Raw genomic sequence first — 21,375 nt, forward strand, 5'->3', positions numbered from 1 at the left:
GCTTGTATTCTACTACAAGCGGTCAAATCTTTGAATTTTTTTGCAAAAGCTATTCCAAAAAACCTTCCAACAGTTCATTTAAAAACAGTTTACCATGCTGAGTGATCTGCCAATGACTTTCCGTTTCTGAAATATAGTTTTTGCTCAACGCCCAATCCATGGTAGGTTTAACAATTTCACGATCAAGCCCAGTGTATAGTTCAAACTCCTGTTTTGGCGTGGCTTCTAACAAACGAAAGCGGTTCATAAAAAATTCAAATGGACGATCACCTAATTCGATCAGATCTTGGCTGTAACGATATTCACCTCGCATATAGCCTTTTGGATGTTTGGTTTTACTAAAGCGATAAATTTCGCCCGTTGGATAGCTGATCTTACTGTGCGCGCCACAACCAATCGCTAAATAATCACCGAATCGCCAATAGTTTAGATTGTGGCGACATTGATAGCCCTTTTTCGCATAGGCAGAAGTTTCATACTGTTCATAACCTGCTGCGGTAAGTAGCTGATGCCCTTGCTCAAAAATATCCCATAGCTCATCGTCATTTGGCAAAGTTGGCTGGCGATAATAAAACATGGTATTCGGCTCAATGGTTAATTGATACCACGATAAATGTGGCGGATTAAGTTCAATGCCCTGCTTTAAATCGGATAAGGCTTGCTCAACCGATTGATTTGGCAAACCGTGCATTAAATCGATATTAAAACTTTTTAAACCTGATTTTGCAGAATTTTGCGCAAAAATGACCGCTTGTTTTGCCTCATTAGCATCGTGAATACGCCCAAGTTTAAGCAATTTTTCTGGCTCAAAACTTTGGATTCCCATTGAAATGCGTGTTACTCCACCTTGTGCATAGCCTAGAAAACGTTCTGCTTCTACCGTACCTGGGTTGGCTTCTAGAGTAATTTCAATATCAGCTTCAAATGGAATACGTTGCTCAATTTCCGCTAACAAATAAGCGATCCCCTCTGCCGAAAACAAACTCGGCGTGCCACCACCAATAAAGATAGAATGGATTTTTCGGTTGCCAATTGCAGTTTGATAAGCGGTCAAATCTTGCGATAAATCTGCAAGTAAATGTTGAATATACTCCGCTTCTGGAATCACGCCCTTTTGCGCATGGGAATTAAAATCGCAGTACGGGCACTTCTGTATACACCACGGAATATGAATATAAAGACTTAATGGAGGAAGAGAAAAATTCACGTTTTAATGACTATAACTAAATAAAAATATGATAACGAAAAGTGGTTAAACTTAAAAGTAAAGTTTTCTGTGAGAGAGATCACAAATCTAACATTATCGACTTTACCCACTTTAATAACTTGTTATGATGAATTCGATCCATTTTTATATTAAATTTTGATTTAAAAACTTCATTTTGAATTCAACAAAATGATTTGCCCACTATTCAGCTTATGGTTGTACTGAATTACTCCATTGATTTTAAAGATTAAGAGGTGTGTTATGACTTCTCATTTTGCCCATAACGACTCACGTCGCCACTTCATAAAATTACTGACTGGTGTTGGTGCAGGCTTTGCATTTTCAGGTACGTTAGGAACGTTTTCGAATAATGCATTCGCAGCTACTGGTAAAACGATTGAAGCGGGAATTGCTTATCCTATTTCAACGGGGTTTGACCCGCTTACTTCTAGTGGCGCTTCTTCAATGGCTGCAAACTTGCATATTTTTGAAGGCTTAGTGGATTTACATCCTGCTACTCGTCAGCCTTATTTAGCTTTAGCCGCCAAAGAACCTGAACAAAAAGATGACGTAACTTACCATATTACTTTACGTGAAGGCGCAACTTTCCATGACGGTAAACCTGTTACGACGGAAGACGTAGTTTATTCCTTTGAACGTGTGTTAGATCCTGCAAAAGCTTCCTTGTTTACTCAATTTATTCCATTTATTGAATCAGTGAAAGCGCTTGATGATAAAGTGGTGGAATTCAAATTAAAATACCCATTCGCTTTATTTAAAGATCGTTTAACTATTGTGAAAATAGTACCAAAGCATATTGTAGAAGCTGGTCAATCTGCTTTTGATGCTAAACCTATTGGTTCTGGTCCTTATAAATTTATATCCGCAACCAAAGACGATCGAATCGTATTTGAAGCCAATACGGCTTATAACGGTCTGTACCCAGCTAAAGTCGACAAAATGACGTGGTTCTTATTATCTGATGATGCCGCTCGTGTTACTGCACAAGAATCAGGGCGTGTACAAGCTATCGAATCGGTGCCGTATCTTGATGCAGGGCGCTTAAAACGTAAAAACAAAGTCGAATCGGTTCAATCATTTGGTTTACTTTTCTTAATGTTTAACTGTGAGAAAGCGCCGTTTGATAATCCGAAAGTACGCCAAGCATTACATTACGGTTTAGATACACAAAAATTAATTGATATTGTGTTCTTAGGTAATGCCAAAGCGGCAAGTTCTTATGTACAAGATACCCATCCAGATTATGTAAAAGCGACTAGTCAATATGATTTTGATAAAGCGAAAGCGGAAAGTTTATTAGCAGAAGCAGGCATTAAAGAATTGAAATTTGAATTGCTTGCAACTGACCACGCTTGGGTTAAAGAGTGTGCACCACTGATTCTTGAATCTTGGAATGCGTTAAAAGGCGTTAAAGTAACATTGCAAAATTTACAGTCTGGCGCACTTTATAGCGCACATGTAGATAAAGGAGCATTCGAAGTGGCGATTGCACCAGGCGACCCTTCTGTATTTGGCAATGATTTAGACTTATTATTAAGCTGGTGGTATCGTGGTGATGTATGGCCGAAACGTCGTTTCCGTTGGACGAATACTGCAGAATATGCAGAAGTTCAAAAATTACTGGATGAAGCAGCCAAAAATCCAGCTGGTGCAAAAGAAGCATGGACAAAAGCAATCAATATCATTGCTGAACACGTGCCTCTTTATCCTATCGTTCACCGCAAATTACCAACCGCATGGAATGATAAATCACTAACGGACTTCCAACCGTTACCAACCACAGGCTTATCATTCTTGGGTGTTGGTCGTAACTAAACATCTTTTAAAAGTGCCTTTTAAGTTAGAAAAGGCACTTTTGCAAAATTGTTCTAGAATTTAACCGCTTATTTGTTTTCTTACCTGTAGAGGGAATCCCTATGGAAATTATCCTTCGCCTTTTATTCCGTCGTCTAATGGCCCTACCAATTATGATTCTTGGGGTTACCGCCTTAGTGTTTATCATCTTACAATTTACACCTGGTGATCCAGCAACTATTGCCCTTGGTGAAAGTGCTAGTGAAGCGGCAAAAGAAATCTATAGAGAACAGCATGGTTTAAATGATCCTGTTATCGTTCAGTATTTTCGTTTTTTAGGGAATTTGTTCGTTTTAGATTTTGGAATGACGACACCACCAGAACAACCAATTATAGCTATGATTGCGAAAGCATTCCCGCTTACCTTACAACTGACGTTTATCGGGGTTTTCTTAGCCGCAATCGTTTCCTTCTCATTAGGTATCCTTGCCGCGCTTTACCGTGATCGCTGGGTGGATCAAGTGATTCGTCTCATTTCGGTTGCTGCGGTTGCAACACCATCTTTTTGGCTTGGTATCTTACTGATTCAATATTTTTCCTTACAATTAGATTGGTTACCTTCTGGTGGTTTTGTCTCATTCAGTGAAGATCCGCACGAATATTTTCGTTCTATGATTTTACCATCACTTGCCCTAGCCGTTCCTGTTTGTGCCTCATTAATTCGTGTGGTACGTACTACTATGGTGGAAGAAATGGATAAAGACTATGTAAGAACCGCAATTGGTAATGGTGTCCCTTACTCTACTGTGATTCGTCATAACGTACTACGTAATGCATTAATTACTCCAGTTACTGTTCTAGGTTTGCGTGTGGGCTATTTACTTGGTGGTGCAGTAGTGATTGAACAAATCTTTGATTTACCTGGTATGGGAAAATTGATATTCAATGGTATTGTGAACCACGACTTACATTTAGTTCAAGGCGTTGTACTCACTATTGCCTTTACTTTCGTATTAGTTAATATCATTGTTGATATTCTCTATCTACTCATCAATCCCAAAATTCGGAGTCTATAATGTTTCGTCAAGGATTAGCCACTCGACTAGCTAACGGTGGAGCTAGATTTAGATCATTATCAACCAGTTCAAAAATTGCATTAATTTTCATCTTATTTGTCGCTTGCATTGCCATTTTTGCGCCATTTGTAGCGCCTTATGAGCCACTACAAACTATTCGCCCTGTTCAAGCGCCAAGTAGCGAGTATCTATTCGGTACAGACCGCTTAGGACGTGATATTTTCTCTCGTATGGTATGGGGAGCGAGAACATCACTCTTTATCGGTTTAGGCGCTGTGGGCGTAGCCATTTTATTTGGTGGTATTTTAGGTGCAACCGCCGCCACTTCGGATAAATTCGGTAACGAAGTGATTATGCGTTTAATGGATATTCTTATGGCATTCCCAGGAATCGCACTTGCAGCGGTATTACTTGCAACTTTTGGTAATTCCGTCCCTGTTATTATCATTACGATAGCGGTCGTTTATACGCCACAACTTGCAAGGGTTGTTCGTGCAAATGTTGTTTCTCAATGGGAAGAAGATTACGTCCGTGCCGAACGTGTGTTAGGTGGTAGTCGTACTTATATTTTGCTTAAACACGTTGTGCGCAATACTGCCGCACCTGTCCTCGTATTCGCAACAGTAATGGTTGCAGATGCAATCGTATTTGAAGCTTCACTTTCATTCCTAGGTGCTGGTGTTCAACCTCCGTTTCCTTCATGGGGCAATATTTTATCGGAAGGGCGCAATCTGGTGTTAAGCGGTTTCTGGTGGGCGACAACCTTTGCGGGAATTATGATTTTACTTACTGTATTGGCATTAAATATCTTAGCCGAAGGCTTAACCGATGCGTTAGTCAATCCAAAACTCAAACATTCACCACAAGCTAAAAAAGATGTAACAAAACCGCTTTCAACCGATGTACAAGAAGCCATGGCGGAAACACTCGCTTTACAACGCTACTTGCTTAAATTACATGAAAAAGAAACATCACGTACCGATCGTATGCAGTTAACCCCCTATGCGAAACCAATTTTACAAGTAAAAAACTTATCCATTCGCTTCCCAAATCGTTATGGTGAAATTCCGCTGGTTGATAACATCAGTTTTACCGTACATGAAGGCGAAACCATGGGACTAGTAGGTGAGTCTGGTTGTGGTAAATCCATTACTGCATTCTCTATCATGGGGTTATTACCGAAAACGGCTAAAATTACTGGTGAAATATTATTTACCGATCGAAGCGGTAAACAGCATGATTTACTCAAATCAGAGCAATTAAATACACTTAGAGGCCATGAAATTTCAATGATTTATCAAGATGCGTTAAGTGCACTTAACCCATCTATGCGAATCAAAGATCAAATGGCGCAACTAATTAGTCGAGGTGGAAAACAAACCGCTGAAACCTTATTACAATGGGTAAAACTTGATCCTGAAAAAACGCTTAATCGTTATCCGCACGAGCTTTCGGGTGGACAACGCCAACGTGTGTTAATTGCGATGGCTTTAGCTCGTGAGCCTAAACTATTAATTGCTGATGAACCAACTACTGCACTCGATGTAGTGGTGCAAGCGGAAGTCATCAAACTCTTAAACGAATTACGTGAAAAACTGGGCTTTGCGATGATCTTTGTCAGCCACGATCTAGCGCTCGTTGCACAAATAGCGCATCACATTACTGTAATGTATGCTGGTCAAGTGGTTGAAACTGCACCAACTACACCACTACTTGCGAACCCGACTCATGAATATACGCGCGGATTACTCGGTTCGGTGCTTTCAACTGAAGTACGTGCCGAACGTTTATATCAAATTCCAGGCAGTGTACCGTCACCTTTTGACTTTGCCAAAGGTGACCGATTTGCCAGCCGCTCATTACGTCCAGATGCAGATCCAGAACAGCATTTACAACTGGTTGCTACCGATGACCATCCACAACATTTCTGGGCATCACATTTAGCAACCCAAGAAACACCTGTGGAGAATAAAGCATGAGTATGAAAGTATTAAAAGAACAGCCGATTCTTGAATTATCCGACATTGTTATGCAATTTGACTCTCGGGACGGTACACTATTTAATCCGAAAAAATTTACTGCTGTAGATAATGTCAGTTTATCCATCTATGCAGGAGAAACTATCGGTTTAGTTGGTCAATCAGGTTGCGGTAAATCCACTTTAGCAAGCATTATGATCGGTTTACAAAAACCGACTTCAGGCATGGTGAAATTTAACGGTTTACAAATGAAATACGGTAGCACCGAAGCCCGTAAACAATTTGGACGACAAGTTTCGGTGATTTTCCAAGACCCTGCCACTGCCCTCAATCCTCGTATGCGTGTGTTAGATATTCTAAAAGATCCACTGGATATTCATAATGTATTGCAAGCACATGAACGGGAAAAACGAGTTTATGAATTACTTTCTCGGGTTGGCTTGCCTCGTTCTGTTGCATCAGTTGAGCCAACTCGTTTATCTGGCGGTCAAAAGCAACGTGTTGCAATCGCAAGAGCTTTGGCGCTCAATCCGAAACTGATCGTTGCCGATGAACCCACTTCCGCACTGGATGTATCGGTACGGGCGCAAGTATTAAATTTACTTGCTGATCTTAAAAAAGAACTGAATCTTGCCATGGTATTTATTTCGCATGATCTTCAAACTGTCCATCAAGTGTCCGATCGTATTGTGGTAATGAATAGCGGTAAAATTGTAGAAACAGGTAGTTCAAGCGACGTATTTAATGCGCCGAAAGAGGAATACACTCGCACCTTAATTAAGGCAGCACCGTCATTATTGTAATTTACTTCACACTCAGGGCAGGTTCCTGCCCTTTTATGTACATACGTTATGCAAGCTATTCAAATCACCCAAACGATTTATACTGATTTACTGATTGTCGGCTCAGGTATCGCTGGGCTTGCGGCGACAATTGAGGCAGAACGGCTCGGGCTAAAAAACGCCTTAATCAGTAAATCCACTATCGGTTCTGGCGCAAGTTTTTTTCCACTAAAAGCGACACTTGGCATTCAGGTTACTGGTGCAAATGACTCAGAATATTTCCAACAAGATATTGAACGTGTCAGTAAAGGCAGAACTCAGCCGAAAGTGGTGAAAGCCTATATTGAAGATTCCCCTCAGGCGATCGAATTGTTAGAGAAAATCGGTTTTAACCCGTGGAAGCGGAATGATAACCGCCCTGCTTGTTTCGCCCAATACCCTCGCCCTATCTACCTGATCGACAATTGGCGAGAAGTAGCGCAACGAGCAAAGCAAATTATTTATGCGCAATCAACTAACGTATACGAACACGCAACGTTGTTACACATTGTGACAGAACAAAATCAGGTACAAGGAGCAGTTTTTAGTCTGAATACAAGCGGTCAAATTTACTATATCTTTTGCAAAACGACACAAATTATATTAGCCACAGGAGGCATTGCAGGTTTATATAAAGACAATCTTTACCCTACAGAAATTATCGGCTCAGCTCATGCAATCGCACATCAAGCTGGCGCTAAATTGGTTAATCTTGCTTTTATTCAATTTATTCCGTCTTTCGTTAAACCCAAATACAAAGTGCTATTCGGTGAACATACGCTGAAATACGTCACTAAAATTACTGATGAAAATGGGCAGGATCTATTTACGCACCTTACTCCAAACCAATTTCAACAAATGATGCTAGCCCGTAGCCATTATGCCCCGTTTAGTACAGATTTTGATTGTGTCGAATTTGACTTAGTGATGATGAAACATTTATTAGCTAACCCACAACAAAAAGGCATTTATTTGCACTATAGCCCCGAACTTTATCAAGACCAACAAGAGTTTTATACGGTTTATCTCCATTGGTTACGTCAAGAAATAGGGATAGATTTGCTCAAAGAGAAAATTGCGATTGCACCATTTGCGCACAGCTGTAACGGCGGTATTGAGATTGATGAATATGGGGAATCTTGTGTAGAAGGGTTATTTGCGATTGGCGAAATCGCCCATTGTATTGAAGGAGCAAACCGCTTAGGCGGCAATTCTGTCGGTGGTGGGTTGGTGTTTGCCAAACGGGCGGTAGCACAAGCGGTCGAAAATTTGCAAAAAATTGCTAAAATTCAACCGCTTGCAAGTACTGAAAAGTATCGCTTACAGGCTGAAAAGGCGCTTAATCAATTAGCCAATCCCAATGGAGATGATTCACTGTTTGCAAGTGAAGTTCTTCAACAACTTCGTAGCCAAATGACACGCTTTGCCAATATCTACCGTACTAAAGCAAACTTAAATTTATTGCTAAACCAATTGTACCAGCTCGAAAAACATTTTAATCCTCTTGCCCACCATCAGCAACAGGGTATCGAAATCTTTTATGCGTTGAAAAGCGCACAATTGGTAGTGGCACAAATGCTAAACGAACCGAAAAGTTTAGGTGCACATTACTTAACCGATGAATAAAAAACAAAAGGCAAAATAATCATCTTGCCTTTTTAAACAATTGCCAAAGTGGCTATTTACCCCAAACTTCTTCGCTGATTTCACGAATAAAGTCAAGTTTTGCCCATTGCTGTTCTTCCGTCAGGATATTCCCTTCTTCGGTTGAAGCAAAACCACACTGCGGGCTTAAACAAAGCTGGTTAATATCAACATATTGGGTTGCCTCTTTAATGCGAGCAATGATTTCATCACGATTTTCAAGCTCACCACTTTTTGAGGTCACTAAGCCTAACACTACTTGTTGATCTTTAATAAAGCGCAACGGTTTAAAATCCCCCGAGCGATCCGAGTCGTATTCTAAGAAGAAACCATCTACACGACAGCTAGCAAATAGCGTTTCTGCCACAGGCTCATAACCACCTGCCGAGAACCAAGTTGAACGGAAGTTACCACGGCAAATATGCATCGTAAGCGCGATATCGTCCGCTGGTTTTGCATCCACAATTTTATTTAACATATATACGTAATCTTTTGCAATTTGGTCTAAGTCTAAACCTCGTGCTTTATAAGTTTCACGTTTGTCCTCTGCACAAAATTCGCCCCAACTAGTATCATCTAACTGTAAATTGCGACATCCTAGTTTATAAAATACGTTCATCGCTTTGATATATGCATCAGCAATATCATCTAATAATAGTTGATTGTTATTTTCATAACGTGCAATTGGTTGATAATCTTCCGCTCGTACATTGGTGATTAAATGCAACATTGAAGGCGATGGAATCGTAAATTTCACTTCTGTTTCACCCGCCATTTGTTGTAATGAACGGAAATGTTCTACAAACGGATGCGATTCTGAAAAATCTACTTTATCGACAATCTTGATCGTTTTTGGACGTACGCTATGGTGTTTAAATTGTACGGAAAACTTCTCTGCGTCCACTTCCTGAATACCGTCTAATGCGGCTAAAAAATCCATATGCCAAAAAGTACGGCGAAATTCACCATCAGTAACGGCATGCAAACCGACCGCTTTTTGCTGTTCAACTAATTTCGCAATTTCAGCATCTTCTACTTGCGTTAAATCGGCACATGAAATATCACCACATGAGCATTGTTGGCGTGCCTGTTTTATTGGAGCTGTTCGTAAAAAACTACCAACAATATCAAAACGATAAGGCGCTGAAGTACGTTGTGTTGCATTTGGGAATAATTGAGACATTATGTTTCCTTTTTATTAAAAATTTAAAATATTGTTATAGATTCTAACAAATTTAGTTAATAGATAAATGTGAAAAATTCTAAATGGATCATGAATTTTATTCATTTTCAAAATAGTCATAAAGAAATAAAAGCATACCGTCAATTACAAAACAGTATTGATTTGACATAAAAAAACACTAAAACAAAACCACTTAATGATAATCATTATCAATTAATGAAGGCACAATGAAAAAATCATCCTCTCAAATCAATACTACTATTTTCCTCTCAATGATATCTAGCACTCAGTTTACTTATGCTAGTCATGACTCCACGATAGCCTTAGAGACGATTCAAGTTACTGAACATACTCATGAAAAAGATCAAACTGTTTCAGACCTACGACAACATTACTAATAGAGTTAAACCTACGCTAGAGCAGTGGAAAGCTATGTTAAAAGGCGAACGAAAAGATCATGCTTGGGCTCCTTCTTTTGGCGCGACTATTTTTTTAACCGATTATATTCGCCTTTACGCTCGCTATAATGAAACTAAACGTATGCCAAGCATCTTTGAAGATACATTAGGTTACTCCACTTCAGCATTTTCTCCGCTTTATCTGCGCAAACCAGAACACAGTAAAAACATTGAAGTAGGCTATATTCACGATTTAACTGGCTTTTTCCCCAAATTACATCGTGCGGATATTCGTTTAAACTATTTTTATAACACAACTCGTAATATTTTTGATCGTAACCAATTTTATGAAATGCAACAATTTGATAAGCGGGTACTTTCTGGCTTAGAGTTACAAGCCCGTTATGATCAAGGGAATTTCTTTGCTGATCTTGGCGTAAGTTATCAACTAAAAAATAAATTTTGTGATAAATCATCATCCTTATTAGATACTTCTATCGCAAAATTAAATAAAAAAACGTGGACATTAGAAAAATATCCAGAATGCGTTAATGCAGGCAATGCCAATGGTTATTTACAAAATGTTGGATTACCTAAATATTCCATTACTTCCAATATCGGTTTTCGTCTTTTTGATGGTAAATTAGAACTAGGTTCTCGTTGGCTGTACCACACTCGAGTGAAGCACACAAGAGCTCGCTCACTACGCAAGGCAGACTTTGCTAAAGATGATAATGTATTCCGCTGACAGCCTGTTTTAGTGGTAGATGCCTATGCTAACTATAGGGTAAATGACTATATCACCCTAGATTTAGCTAGTACAAACTTAACGGATCGTTATTATTTAGACCCACTTTCTCGCTCTGCACTACCAGCACCCGGTAGAACAATTAAATTTGGGGTTACTGCTATATTTTAAATGATAATGAAGTTGGCGCGCTGGTGTCTCAAAAACCTTTTCTTCTGGTATAGAACTGAATTTAATAACTTCATTCCGCCAAACTCATTATCAAAAATATAGCCCGTTGCTTAACGAAAAACGTAAAGACAATACACAAAATCACATGCTCACAACAAAATTAGTACCATGGCAATTTAGCGGAATAACACCTGCGATTCACTACACTTACACTAAACAAGTGAGTAATGTAGATTGGCTTTATAGCTATAAAAACCATGAATTTAGTATTAAGTTTGAAAAAATCTTTTAACGTTTGTTAACTTTCATAGCATTCAATTGTTAACATTCTTCTCTAGCGCAAATTGGTTTACATATGCGCTATATAACTAATGGATATAAAAAAACCAAAATTTTAATATTTGACCAAACTAAGTAACCAGAAATGTAATTTATAAACAAAACCTGACCGCTTGCATAAATATTGAATTAGATTTAATTATCAACAAATTTAAAAGAATCAGAATTATTCACTAATTAATCTAAAATTAGCTAATTAATAATCTAAATTCATGTGATTTTTTAGTTAGATCACAAAATTGACATTTTTGACTTGCCTCTTATCACTGAAAGACTATGATCTCCCCCAATTTTATAAATCTAACTTTTAAATAGGAGAGTTTTATGGCAACGCCATCTCATCGTTTTTCTCTCACTTGGGTACTGAATCTTTTTGGTACAGCGGTTGGTGCGGGAGTTTTGTTTTTACCTATTAATGCGGGTATGAGCGGTTTTTATCCATTAATTGTGATGACATTACTCGTAGGGCCGATGACTTATTTAGCACATCGTGGACTAGCACGATTTGTATTATCTTCGAATAAACCTGGTAGCGACATTACTAATGTTGTGCGCGAACACTTCGGCGAAAAGGCAGGTAAATGTATTACGCTGCTCTACTTTTTTGCGATTTTTCCGATTCTATTAATTTATGGCGTAGGGATTACCAATACGGTAAGTTCATTTATTGAAAACCAATTACAGATGACTGTTCCACCTCGTGTAATACTGTCTGGCGTGCTAATTGCAACGATGATTAGCGTGATGTTACTCAGTGAACAAGTAATGCTAAAAATTACGACATATTTAGTCTATCCGTTAGTGCTGATTTTATTTGGTTTATCTATTTATTTGATTCCAGAATGGAATGGCACCGCTTTACTGCAAATGCCTAGCACTGGCAATTTTTTAACAACGCTGTGGCTCACGATCCCTGTGCTAGTTTTTGCTTTTAACCATTCTCCTGCTATTTCGTGTTTTGCTCTTTCACAGCAAAAACATTATCAAGACCCACATAAAACGGAAGTAGAATCAAGTAAAGTATTACGTTCAACCGCAATGATCTTAGTGTTATTTGTCATGTTCTTTGTATTCAGTTGTGTGCTAACACTCACACCTGAGGAACTTGCACAAGCGAAAGTACAAAATATTTCGATTTTGTCATATCTCGCCAATAAATTTGATAATCCGATTATTTCTTATTTTGGTCCGTTTGTTGCATTCTTAGCGATTGGCAGTTCTTTCTTCGGACACTATTTAGGCGCTCGTGAAGGTTTAGAAGGATTAGTAAATCAGTTACGTGATAAGCCGATTGAATCAGCTAAATTCAAAAAAATTACTGCGGTGGTATTCTTTATTACACTATGGAGTGTTGCCACAATCAACCCAAGTATTCTTGGCTTTATTGAACGTTTAGGCGGCCCAATTATTGCAATGATTTTATTTATCATGCCTGTTTACGCAATTTATACTGTGCCTGCATTAGCAAAATATAAAGGTAGTTTTAGTAATATTTTTGTTGCATTTATGGGAACCATCGCTATTTCAGCGATAGTGTACGGATTACTATGATCTCTGTATAATCCGCCCTCTATACTAAGACAACAAACCTCAAATGCTTGGGGTTTGTTGTTTCCTTTTTTAAACGTTGTGCTGTTGAATTTTATGATTAGTGTATTTGATATTTTTAAAGTGGGGATTGGGCCTTCTAGCTCTCATACTGTTGGGCCGATGAAAGCCGCTAAGCAATTTATTGATGAATTAATTAATTGCAAACTTTTAAGTAAAACTGACCGCTTGCAAGCCGATATTTATGGCTCACTAGCCCTAACAGGTCGAGGACATAGTACCGATATTGCAGTAGTTATAGGCTTAATGGGCTATCTACCTGATAACGTTGATATTGAACGTATTGATAGTGTAATTGACCAAGTTAAACAAGAACATAAATTAGTCGTAGCGGAAGCTCAACCTGAAATAGCAAAAACAATTAGTTTTGATTTCTACAAAGATATGCCTTTTCATTATGATTTTTTACCTCGCCATGAAAACGGTATGATCCTAAAAGCCTTTGAAGGTGAAAATCTGTTATTCGAAAAAACGTTCTATTCTATCGGTGGTGGTTTTATTGTCGACGATGAAAATTTTGGTAACCAAACAGATAGCACATTATCAGTTCCGTTCCCTTATAAAAATGCTGAAGACTTACTCAAACACTGTAAAGAACAAGGTTTACCACTTTCAAGTTTAGTCTGGAAAAATGAAATGGCACTCCGTCCAAAACATGAGATTTCAGATTATCTAGCCAAAATTTGGAAAACCATGGAAGCCTGTATCCAGCATGGTTTACATACCGAAGGCTTATTACCAGGTCCGCTAAAAGTGGTTCGCCGTGCGCCTGCGCTACGTAGAACATTAGAAGCAACGAGTAAGTTTAATACTGATCCAATGCAAATTATTGATTGGGTAAATATGTTTGCCCTTGCGGTGAATGAAGAAAATGCAGCAGGTGGACGTGTAGTAACCGCACCGACCAATGGTGCTTGTGGCATTGTTCCAGCAGTATTAGCGTATTATCAGCAATTTATTGCACCATTAAATCAAGAAACCATTGAGCGTTATTTATTAGCTTGTAGTGTAGTTGGTACACTTTATAAAATGAATGCATCAATTTCTGGTGCTGAAGTAGGCTGTCAAGGTGAAGTGGGTGTTGCTTGTTCAATGGCAGCGGCGGGTTTAACTGAAATTATGGGAGGAAGCCCTGATCAAGTTTGTATCGCAGCCGAAATTGCAATGGAACATAATCTTGGCTTAACTTGCGATCCTGTTGGAGGTCAAGTTCAAGTGCCTTGTATTGAACGTAATGCGATTGCTTCGGTAAAAGCAATTAATGCAAGCCGAATGGCTTTACGTCTCACTTCGCAACCACGCGTTACTTTAGACAAAGTAATAGAAACTATGTATGAAACGGGTAAAGATATGAATGCCAAATATCGTGAAACCTCAACAGGTGGTTTAGCAATTAAAATTTTACCTTGTGATTAATCAATAACCTGTCTAATCCAATAAAAAGTGCTAGGCAAAAAACCTAGCACTTTTATTCTTACTAACAAACAGAAATTAACTTATTTAAAGTTTTGGGCCTGCAGCGACTAATGCATTTCCTTCATCATTGGTGGTGTATTTTTCGAAGTTTTTCACAAAACGACTTGCTAAATCTTCTGCTTTAGCTTGCCATTGTGCTTTATCTGCATAAGTATCACGAGGATCTAAAATAGCTGGATCGACACCAGGTAATGACTCTGGTATGGCTAAATCAAAAATTGGTAATTGATGTGTTGTCGCATTTTCAATTGAACCATCTAAAATAGCATCAATAATGCCACGAGTATCTTTAATAGAAATGCGTTTACCAGAACCATTCCACCCCGTATTCACTAAGTAAGCCTGAGAACCTGCCGCTTCCATACGTTTCACTAACACTTCTGCATATTTAGTTGGGTGCAGCGATAAGAATGCAGCACCAAAACATGCAGAGAATGTTGGCGTTGGCTCAGTAATACCTCGCTCTGTACCTGCTAATTTTGCAGTAAATCCAGACAAGAAATAATATTTCGTTTGTTCTGGCGTTAATTTAGATACTGGTGGTAATACACCAAAGGCATCCGCAGTTAGGAAAATCACTTTCTTCGCATGACCCGCTTTTGAAACAGGTTCCACAATATTATCAATATGATAAATTGGATAAGATACGCGGGTATTTTCTGTTTTGGATTTATCTGCAAAATCAATCGAACCGTCTTCACGCACAACAACATTTTCTAATAGTGCATTACGACGAATTGCACGATAAATATCAGGTTCGTTTTCTTCTGAAAGATTGATAGTTTTCGCATAACAGCCACCTTCATAGTTGAACACGCCTTCGTCATCCCAACCATGTTCATCATCACCAATCAATTTACGTTTTGGGTCTGTTGAAAGTGTTGTTTTACCCGTACCAGATAAACCGAAGAAAATAGCAACATCACCTTCTTCACCCACATTTGCTGAACAGTGCATTGAAGCAATATCTTTAAACGGTAAGAGATAGTTCATCATTGAGAACATACCTTTCTTCATTTCTCCACCGTACCAAGTACCGCCAATTAATTGCACCGCTTCGGTTAAGTTAAATGCGACAAAGTTTTCTGAATTTAAACCTTGTTCTTTCCAATTTGGATTAGTGACTTTTGAACCGTTCATCACCACAAAATCAGGCACAAAGTTCTCTAATTCTTGTTCTGAAGGGCGAATAAACATATTTTTTACAAAGTGTGCCTGCCATGCCACTTCAGTGATAATACGCACTGCTAGACGGTGACGTGGACTTGCACCACAGAATGCATCAATCACAAATAAACGTTTGTTTGATAGCTGATGCGTAACAAGTTCTTTTAAACTTTGCCATGTGGTTTGGCTCATTGGTTTATTGTCATTTTTAACTGCATCTGATGTCCACCAAACGTGATCTTTTGACGTTTCATCATAAACAATATATTTATCTTTTGGTGAGCGTCCTGTGAAAATCCCTGTATCTACTGCAACAGCACCAGAATTGGTTAGTACACCTCGTTCAAAACCTTCTAACTCTGGCTTCATCTCCTCTTCAAATAATTGCTCATAACTAGGGTTACGTACAATTTCTTTTACGTTAGTAATACCTAGTTGTGCTAGTTCTTGTTCAATACGGCTTAACATAGAATCACCTCTTTATGATTGTAAAAGTTGAAAATTAATGACTGGAAGCATTCTAACTAATTAGGGGCATAAAAAATGTTAACTACTTCAAATTTTGAAGATTTGCTCTAAAATCACAGCGAGAATTTGAGTGAAATCAAATAAAAATCCGACATTAATTCATTTTGAGTTAATGAACAGAATACAAGCGGTAAGATTTTTTTATTTTTTTGCAAAATAAGGTAGAATTTGTCTTTATTCCCTTAACATTCTAGAGAAATAGCATGCGACTATTAATTATCCTTTTTGCCACGTTATTAATGTTCTTTCAATACAGCTTTTGGTTTGGCAAAAATGGCTGGAGCGATTATCAAGATGCTCAAACAGCAGTAGAAACACTGACCAAAGAAAATGAACAGCTAATCGCTCGTAATAACTTAATTTCTGCAGAAATTCATGACCTTAAAAATGGAGTGAATGCATTAGAAGAACGTGCTCGCTTAGAACGAGAAATGGTAAAAAGTAGCGAAACTTTCTATCGTATTGTCCCTCGCTCTCAATAAGGAATAAACTGATGCGAAAAATTATTGCCGTCATTCCTGCTTCTGGTGTAGGAAGCCGAATGAATGCCCCTCTACCAAAACAATATCTTAAATTGCAAGGGAAAACGATTTTAGAGCACACGCTAAACATTTTCCTTACACATCCTGATATTCAAAAGGTTGTTGTTGCAGTTTCTCCAACTGATCAACTCTACGCTGAACTTTCTGTGTTGAAGTCACCTAAAATTCAAATTGTATTTGGGGGCGAAACTCGAGCAGACTCGGTGTTTAATGCGTTAAAAGTGATTGATGAACAGGCTTGGGTTGTGGTGCATGATGCTGCAAGACCTTGCCTTAAGCGGTCAGATTTAGACAAACTTTTGCAAGTTGAAGATGAAAATGGTGCTATTCTTGCAACACCCGCCATTGATACGATGAAACGTGCTTATGACAACAAAATTGCACATACTGAAGATCGTTCAACATTATGGCACGCACTTACCCCTCAATTTTTTCCCGTGGGCAAATTAAAGCATGCAATAAGTTCTGCGTTACAAGCAGGGAAAACAATTACCGATGAAGCTTCAGCAATGGAAATAAATGGCTATAGCCCTTTATTAATTGCTGGGCGTAGCGATAATCTAAAAATTACTCGCCCTGAAGATTTAGCCTTAGCCGCATTTTATTTGGAGAATGAAAAATGATACGAATTGGACATGGTTTTGATGTACACGCATTTGGACAAGATCGCCCCTTGATGATCTGTGGCGTGGAAGTGCCTTATCACACTGGCTTTATTGCACACAGTGATGGGGACGTTGCATTACATGCACTTACCGATGCCTTACTTGGTGCGGTAGCACTTGGCGATATTGGAAAATTATTTCCTGATACCGATATGCAATATAAAAATGCAGATAGCCGTAAATTGCTGATTGAAGCCTATCGTCAAGTCAGAGCGCAAGGTTATAAAGTGGGTAATGTAGACGTAACTATTATTGCTCAAGCACCTAAAATGCGTCCATATATTGACCAAATGCGCCAAACCATTGCCGATGATTTACAGTGTGATGTGATGCAAGTTAATGTAAAAGCGACGACAACCGAAAAATTAGGGTTTACAGGCAGAGGGGAAGGAATTGCCTGTGAAGCGGTTGCGTTATTAGTTAATAGTTAATAGTTAAAGCATAACTAAACAGCTTATGATAGATATAAAAAAGGCTAGACATCATGTCTAGCCTTTTTATAAGCATAATGAATAAAATTTTTGTCTCTCCGACTGTCTAAAATACTTCTGGTTAATTTGAAGGACTTTAGGACTTGTATTGTAAACTTATTTTATAAAAAAGCAATTATTCTACTAAACACTCGTTCATTAAAATAGCAAATCAATCACTTTTATAATTTTTGTTGATGATTTATAAAATAATTTAGTAGCAAAAACTTTACTTTTCTCACTATTTTCGTTCAATTCTCACAACGTAAATCTTTGTCATATCAATATAAAATTTACGCAGTAAAAATATATTCATAATATTTTATCTTAAATATGAGACTGATTATCAGGTAATGTACCTTCAATCTCATTGAATAAATCTCCATCTTTAAACATCACATAACCGCCATTTTTCATTTTTATCCACTTTTCATTTTTCGTTAATGGCTGTGTTGCAATAATGGTAACTTTATCATTTGGTGTTGTATATTTACTGAAATCAATTTCCACATCATCATCACGCAATGCTTTACTAAATGGAGCCTTACGTGTTACGTAGAATAAGTTCGTTGAACAACGAGCAATCATCCAATGTCCATTAGATAAAATAAAATTAAATACGCCATGGGTAGCAATATCTGAGGTAATCTCTACAACAGCATCAAAAATTTTTTGTGCTGATGGCTTTGCTGGATATTTTTCTTTTAAACGAGAAACAAGACAGCAGAAAGCTGCTTCTGAATCAGTAGTTCCAATTGGTTGATAATGACAATCTGGGCAAGGGCGAACATCTTCTACCGTGCCATTATGCGCAAAAACCCAGTTTTCGCCCCATAATTCACGAATAAATGGATGGGTATTTTCTAAATTAATATCGCCTCTTGTCGCTTTTCGAATATGTGAAATCACGTTATAAGATTTGATTCGATATTCGCTAACCAAATCCGCCATTGGTGAAGAGGCACCAGGGCGGTTATCTCGAAAAATTCTCACACCTTTGCCTTCAAAAAAAGCAATACCAAAGCCATCTGTATGGTGATCAGTTAGCCCTGCACGGCGACGGAAGCCTTCAAAGGAGAAAGTAATATCTGTTGGTGTATTGCAATTCATTCCAAGTAATTGACACATAATTTTTATTCTTCGTTAGGATTAAAATAAAGGAAAAAGAAAGACCGACTGACAGTCGGTCGAAGGCTAACTATTTTCACAAATCTTTAAAATAATTCAATAGGGTAAGATCAAAAATATTATAGCTTATCATGCTATTTTATATTCATTTCGCTATAAAAAATGAAATGCGCACTATTAATTGCAACATCATTAGTTTGCTTCTTTTTTAGTAAGAGACAATAGGAATAATATACCTGCGCAAATCACGACAGAAGGCCCTGCTGGCGTATCTTTCCAGCCTGAGAGTAATAATCCTCCCGTGATTGAAAGTACACTAAATACGATGGCATAGCCCACCATTGCTTCGGGTGTTTTGGCAAAACGCCTCGCAATGGCAGAGGGAATAATTAAGAGAGAGGTAATAATCAATGCACCCACAAATTTCATACTTAACGCAATCGTGAGCGCAGTCAAAATCATTAGCAATAAGCGTAAGCGCGCCACATTCAAGCCTTCAATTTGTGCTAATTCAGGACTTATCGTAATCGACAACAGTTTTTTCCAAAAATAGCATAATACTGAGGCTATCAATACCGAACCGATTCCGATAAAAATCACATCATCAAAATCAATCGCTAACAGATCACCAAATAGATAAGACATCAAATCAACTCGCACATTATCCAGCAAGCTAATCGTAATCACACCAAGCGATAAACTACAATGCGCAATAATACCTAACACTGTATCTAACGAATAAGCCGTGCGATGTTCTAACCAAACTAGCAATAACGCTAAAATTAACGTCATCACAATCACTGCAATATAGGGATCTACCTGTAGAAAAATCCCCAACGCAACACCTAATAGTGCCGAATGCGCCAAAGTATCGCCAAAATATGCCATTTTTCGCCATACCACAAAAGCCCCCAATGGCGCAGTAATTACGGCTAACAATAAACCTGCAAGCCATGCAGGAAATAAAATATCAAACATTTTTCCTCTTCGTTAAATCTATTTATTAAAGGAAACAAGCGGTCAGATTTTGCTGAAAATCTGCCAAAAAAAACGAAAATTTTACCGCTTGTAGCGTTGCTGGCGACTTGCCTGATCTTGCTCCCTCAACCATAACAGCTTTTCTTTTATCTGTTTTTCCATGCCTCTGTCTGTTGGCTGATAAAATTGCGTATCTTGCAATTCAATTGGAAAATAATTTTCACCCGCCGCATAAGCATTTGGCTCATGATGAGCATAACGATACTCTGCACCATATCCTAACGATTTCATTAATTGCGTTGGCGCATTACGTAAATGCTCTGGCACATCATAATCTTTCGCCTCTTTCGCTAATTTTTTCGCTTGATTAAATGCGTTATAGACCGCATTACTTTTTGGCGCTACTGCTAAATAAATAACCGCTTGAGCAATGGCTCTTTCACCTTCGTAAGCGCCAACTCTGGTATAGCAATCCCATGCATTCAACGCAATTTGCATTGCTCTTGGATCAGCATTACCAATATCTTCTGAAGCAATTGCCAACAAACGACGAGCAACATATAACGGGTCACCACCTGCTGTCAGAATTCTGGCATACCAATACAAAGCGCCATCTGGTGAAGAACCTCTTACTGATTTATGTAATGCGGAAATAAGATCGTAAAAGCGATCCCCTCCTTTATCAAAACGAGCTTGGCGTTCGCCCAACACCTCGGTAAGTAATGCTTTATTTAAAATTTTGCCCTGTGCACCTTGCTCTGCCATATCAGACATAAGTTCTAAACAATTCAACGCATAACGCCCATCACCATTTACATAATCCGCTAATAAACTTAAAACTTCATCTTCTAATACGAAACTTTCATTACCTAAACCTCTTTCTTTATCTGATAACGCATTTTGTAAAATTTGGCGAATTTCGACCGCTTGTAATGGCTTTAAAATGTAGATTCTGGCTCGAGAAAGCAATGCATTATTTAGCTCAAAGGATGGATTTTCTGTTGTCGCACCAATAAAAATAATTGTGCCATCTTCGATATACGGTAAAAATGCATCTTGTTGGCTTTTATTAAAACGATGAACCTCATCAACAAATAATAAGGTGCGACGTCCTGTTTGACGGTTTAGCTTTGCGCGCTCGATCGCTTCTCGGATTTCTTTCACACCACTTGTAACTGCTGAAAGACGCTCAACTTCAGCATCAAAATGATGTGCAATAATTTCTGCTAAGGTTGTTTTACCTGTACCAGGAGGTCCCCAGAAGATCATAGAATGAGAATACCCTGCCTCAATCGCACGGCGTAGAGGTTTGCCCTCTCCAATGAGATGAGATTGTCCGACATATTCCGCCAGAGTATGCGGACGCATTCTGGCAGGTAATGGACGAAAGTCTTCAGAAAAATCAAAAGATAAACTACTCATGATTTGCTCC

General features: G+C 38.4%; 17 protein-coding genes and 1 pseudogene. 12 read left to right on the forward strand and 6 right to left on the reverse strand.

Annotated features, from left to right (window positions below; all coding sequences use genetic code 11):
- Window positions 1–49 precede the first annotated feature (49 nt).
- Entirely contained in the window at window positions 50–1,207 is a 1,158-nt protein-coding gene (gene hemW / locus F8M47_RS03455; protein WP_150538817.1) for a radical SAM family heme chaperone HemW, read from the reverse strand.
- Between the two features lie 261 nt (window positions 1,208–1,468).
- Between hemW and F8M47_RS03460 the strand changes: the two genes are divergently transcribed.
- The 5 genes from F8M47_RS03460 (at window position 1,469) to F8M47_RS03480 (ending at window position 8,524) form a co-directional block, all read left to right on the forward strand.
- Complete coding sequence (locus F8M47_RS03460; RefSeq protein WP_150538818.1) at window positions 1,469–3,043, forward strand: ABC transporter substrate-binding protein; 1,575 nt, start codon at window positions 1,469–1,471, stop codon at window positions 3,041–3,043.
- 101 nt (window positions 3,044–3,144) lie between these two features.
- The gene (locus F8M47_RS03465; RefSeq protein WP_150538819.1) at window positions 3,145–4,098 is read left to right on the forward strand and encodes an ABC transporter permease; all 954 of its coding nucleotides are present in this window, start codon (window positions 3,145–3,147) and stop codon (window positions 4,096–4,098) included.
- Window positions 4,098–6,077, forward strand: coding sequence for a dipeptide/oligopeptide/nickel ABC transporter permease/ATP-binding protein (locus tag F8M47_RS03470; protein WP_150538820.1), 1,980 nt, complete (start codon window positions 4,098–4,100; stop codon window positions 6,075–6,077). The genes F8M47_RS03465 and F8M47_RS03470 overlap by 1 nt, the downstream gene beginning before the upstream one ends.
- Window positions 6,074–6,880 carry an ABC transporter ATP-binding protein gene (locus tag F8M47_RS03475; protein ID WP_150538821.1) on the forward strand — a complete coding sequence of 269 codons (807 nt, stop codon included), beginning with the start codon at window positions 6,074–6,076 and terminating at the stop codon, window positions 6,878–6,880. Before F8M47_RS03470 ends, F8M47_RS03475 begins: the two co-directional genes overlap by 4 nt.
- Window positions 6,881–6,928: 48 nt before the next feature.
- Window positions 6,929–8,524, forward strand: a complete 1,596-nt coding sequence (locus F8M47_RS03480; protein WP_150538822.1) for an FAD-binding protein — start codon at window positions 6,929–6,931, stop codon at window positions 8,522–8,524.
- 52 nt (window positions 8,525–8,576) lie between these two features.
- Here F8M47_RS03480 and F8M47_RS03485 read toward each other — a convergent pair whose 3' ends face one another.
- Window positions 8,577–9,725 (reverse strand): 5-methyltetrahydropteroyltriglutamate--homocysteine S-methyltransferase, encoded by a 1,149-nt coding sequence (locus F8M47_RS03485; RefSeq protein WP_150538823.1) that lies wholly within the window; start codon window positions 9,723–9,725, stop codon window positions 8,577–8,579.
- A 354-nt stretch (window positions 9,726–10,079) separates the two neighbouring features.
- Between F8M47_RS03485 and F8M47_RS03490 the strand changes: the two genes are divergently transcribed.
- From F8M47_RS03490 to F8M47_RS03505, 4 genes and pseudogenes are all read left to right on the forward strand, one after another.
- The gene (locus F8M47_RS03490) at window positions 10,080–10,871 is read left to right on the forward strand and encodes a TonB-dependent receptor domain-containing protein (protein WP_342211802.1); all 792 of its coding nucleotides are present in this window, start codon (window positions 10,080–10,082) and stop codon (window positions 10,869–10,871) included.
- Between the two features lie 199 nt (window positions 10,872–11,070).
- Window positions 11,071–11,334: pseudogene (locus F8M47_RS03495) on the forward strand (surface lipoprotein assembly modifier); the annotation flags it as partial.
- A gap of 371 nt (window positions 11,335–11,705) precedes the next feature.
- A complete protein-coding gene (locus F8M47_RS03500) occupies window positions 11,706–12,932 on the forward strand; it encodes an aromatic amino acid transport family protein (RefSeq protein WP_150538824.1) in 1,227 nt (408 codons plus the stop codon).
- 93 nt (window positions 12,933–13,025) lie between these two features.
- Entirely contained in the window at window positions 13,026–14,405 is a 1,380-nt protein-coding gene (locus tag F8M47_RS03505; protein ID WP_150538825.1) for an L-serine ammonia-lyase, read from the forward strand.
- A gap of 84 nt (window positions 14,406–14,489) precedes the next feature.
- Here F8M47_RS03505 and pckA read toward each other — a convergent pair whose 3' ends face one another.
- Window positions 14,490–16,100 (reverse strand): phosphoenolpyruvate carboxykinase (ATP), encoded by a 1,611-nt coding sequence (gene pckA / locus F8M47_RS03510; RefSeq protein WP_150538826.1) that lies wholly within the window; start codon window positions 16,098–16,100, stop codon window positions 14,490–14,492.
- Between the two features lie 263 nt (window positions 16,101–16,363).
- Here pckA and ftsB point away from each other — a divergent pair, with 263 nt between their 5' ends.
- From ftsB to ispF, 3 genes are read left to right on the forward strand one after another with little or no spacing between them, the layout of a single operon-like run.
- Complete coding sequence (ftsB, locus tag F8M47_RS03515) at window positions 16,364–16,642, forward strand: cell division protein FtsB (RefSeq protein WP_150538827.1); 279 nt, start codon at window positions 16,364–16,366, stop codon at window positions 16,640–16,642.
- 8 nt (window positions 16,643–16,650) lie between these two features.
- On the forward strand, window positions 16,651–17,325 hold the full coding sequence (gene ispD, locus F8M47_RS03520; protein ID WP_208790026.1) for a 2-C-methyl-D-erythritol 4-phosphate cytidylyltransferase: 675 nt from the start codon (window positions 16,651–16,653) through the stop codon (window positions 17,323–17,325).
- The gene (ispF, locus tag F8M47_RS03525; RefSeq protein WP_150538829.1) at window positions 17,322–17,798 is read left to right on the forward strand and encodes a 2-C-methyl-D-erythritol 2,4-cyclodiphosphate synthase; all 477 of its coding nucleotides are present in this window, start codon (window positions 17,322–17,324) and stop codon (window positions 17,796–17,798) included. Before ispD ends, ispF begins: the two co-directional genes overlap by 4 nt.
- Before the next feature lie 366 nt (window positions 17,799–18,164).
- Here the strand turns inward: ispF and F8M47_RS03530 are convergent, their stop codons facing one another.
- The 3 genes from F8M47_RS03530 to F8M47_RS03540 form a co-directional block, all read right to left on the reverse strand.
- Entirely contained in the window at window positions 18,165–18,965 is an 801-nt protein-coding gene (locus tag F8M47_RS03530) for a class II glutamine amidotransferase (protein WP_150538830.1), read from the reverse strand.
- 192 nt (window positions 18,966–19,157) lie between these two features.
- Window positions 19,158–19,943, reverse strand: a complete 786-nt coding sequence (gene znuB, locus F8M47_RS03535; protein WP_150538831.1) for a zinc ABC transporter permease subunit ZnuB — start codon at window positions 19,941–19,943, stop codon at window positions 19,158–19,160.
- An 81-nt stretch (window positions 19,944–20,024) separates the two neighbouring features.
- Window positions 20,025–21,365, reverse strand: a complete 1,341-nt coding sequence (locus tag F8M47_RS03540; RefSeq protein WP_150538832.1) for a replication-associated recombination protein A — start codon at window positions 21,363–21,365, stop codon at window positions 20,025–20,027.
- Window positions 21,366–21,375: the final 10 nt, after the last annotated feature.

The organism is Actinobacillus vicugnae (genome assembly GCF_901687125.1).
Taxonomy (GTDB): Bacteria; Pseudomonadota; Gammaproteobacteria; order Enterobacterales; family Pasteurellaceae; genus Actinobacillus; species Actinobacillus vicugnae.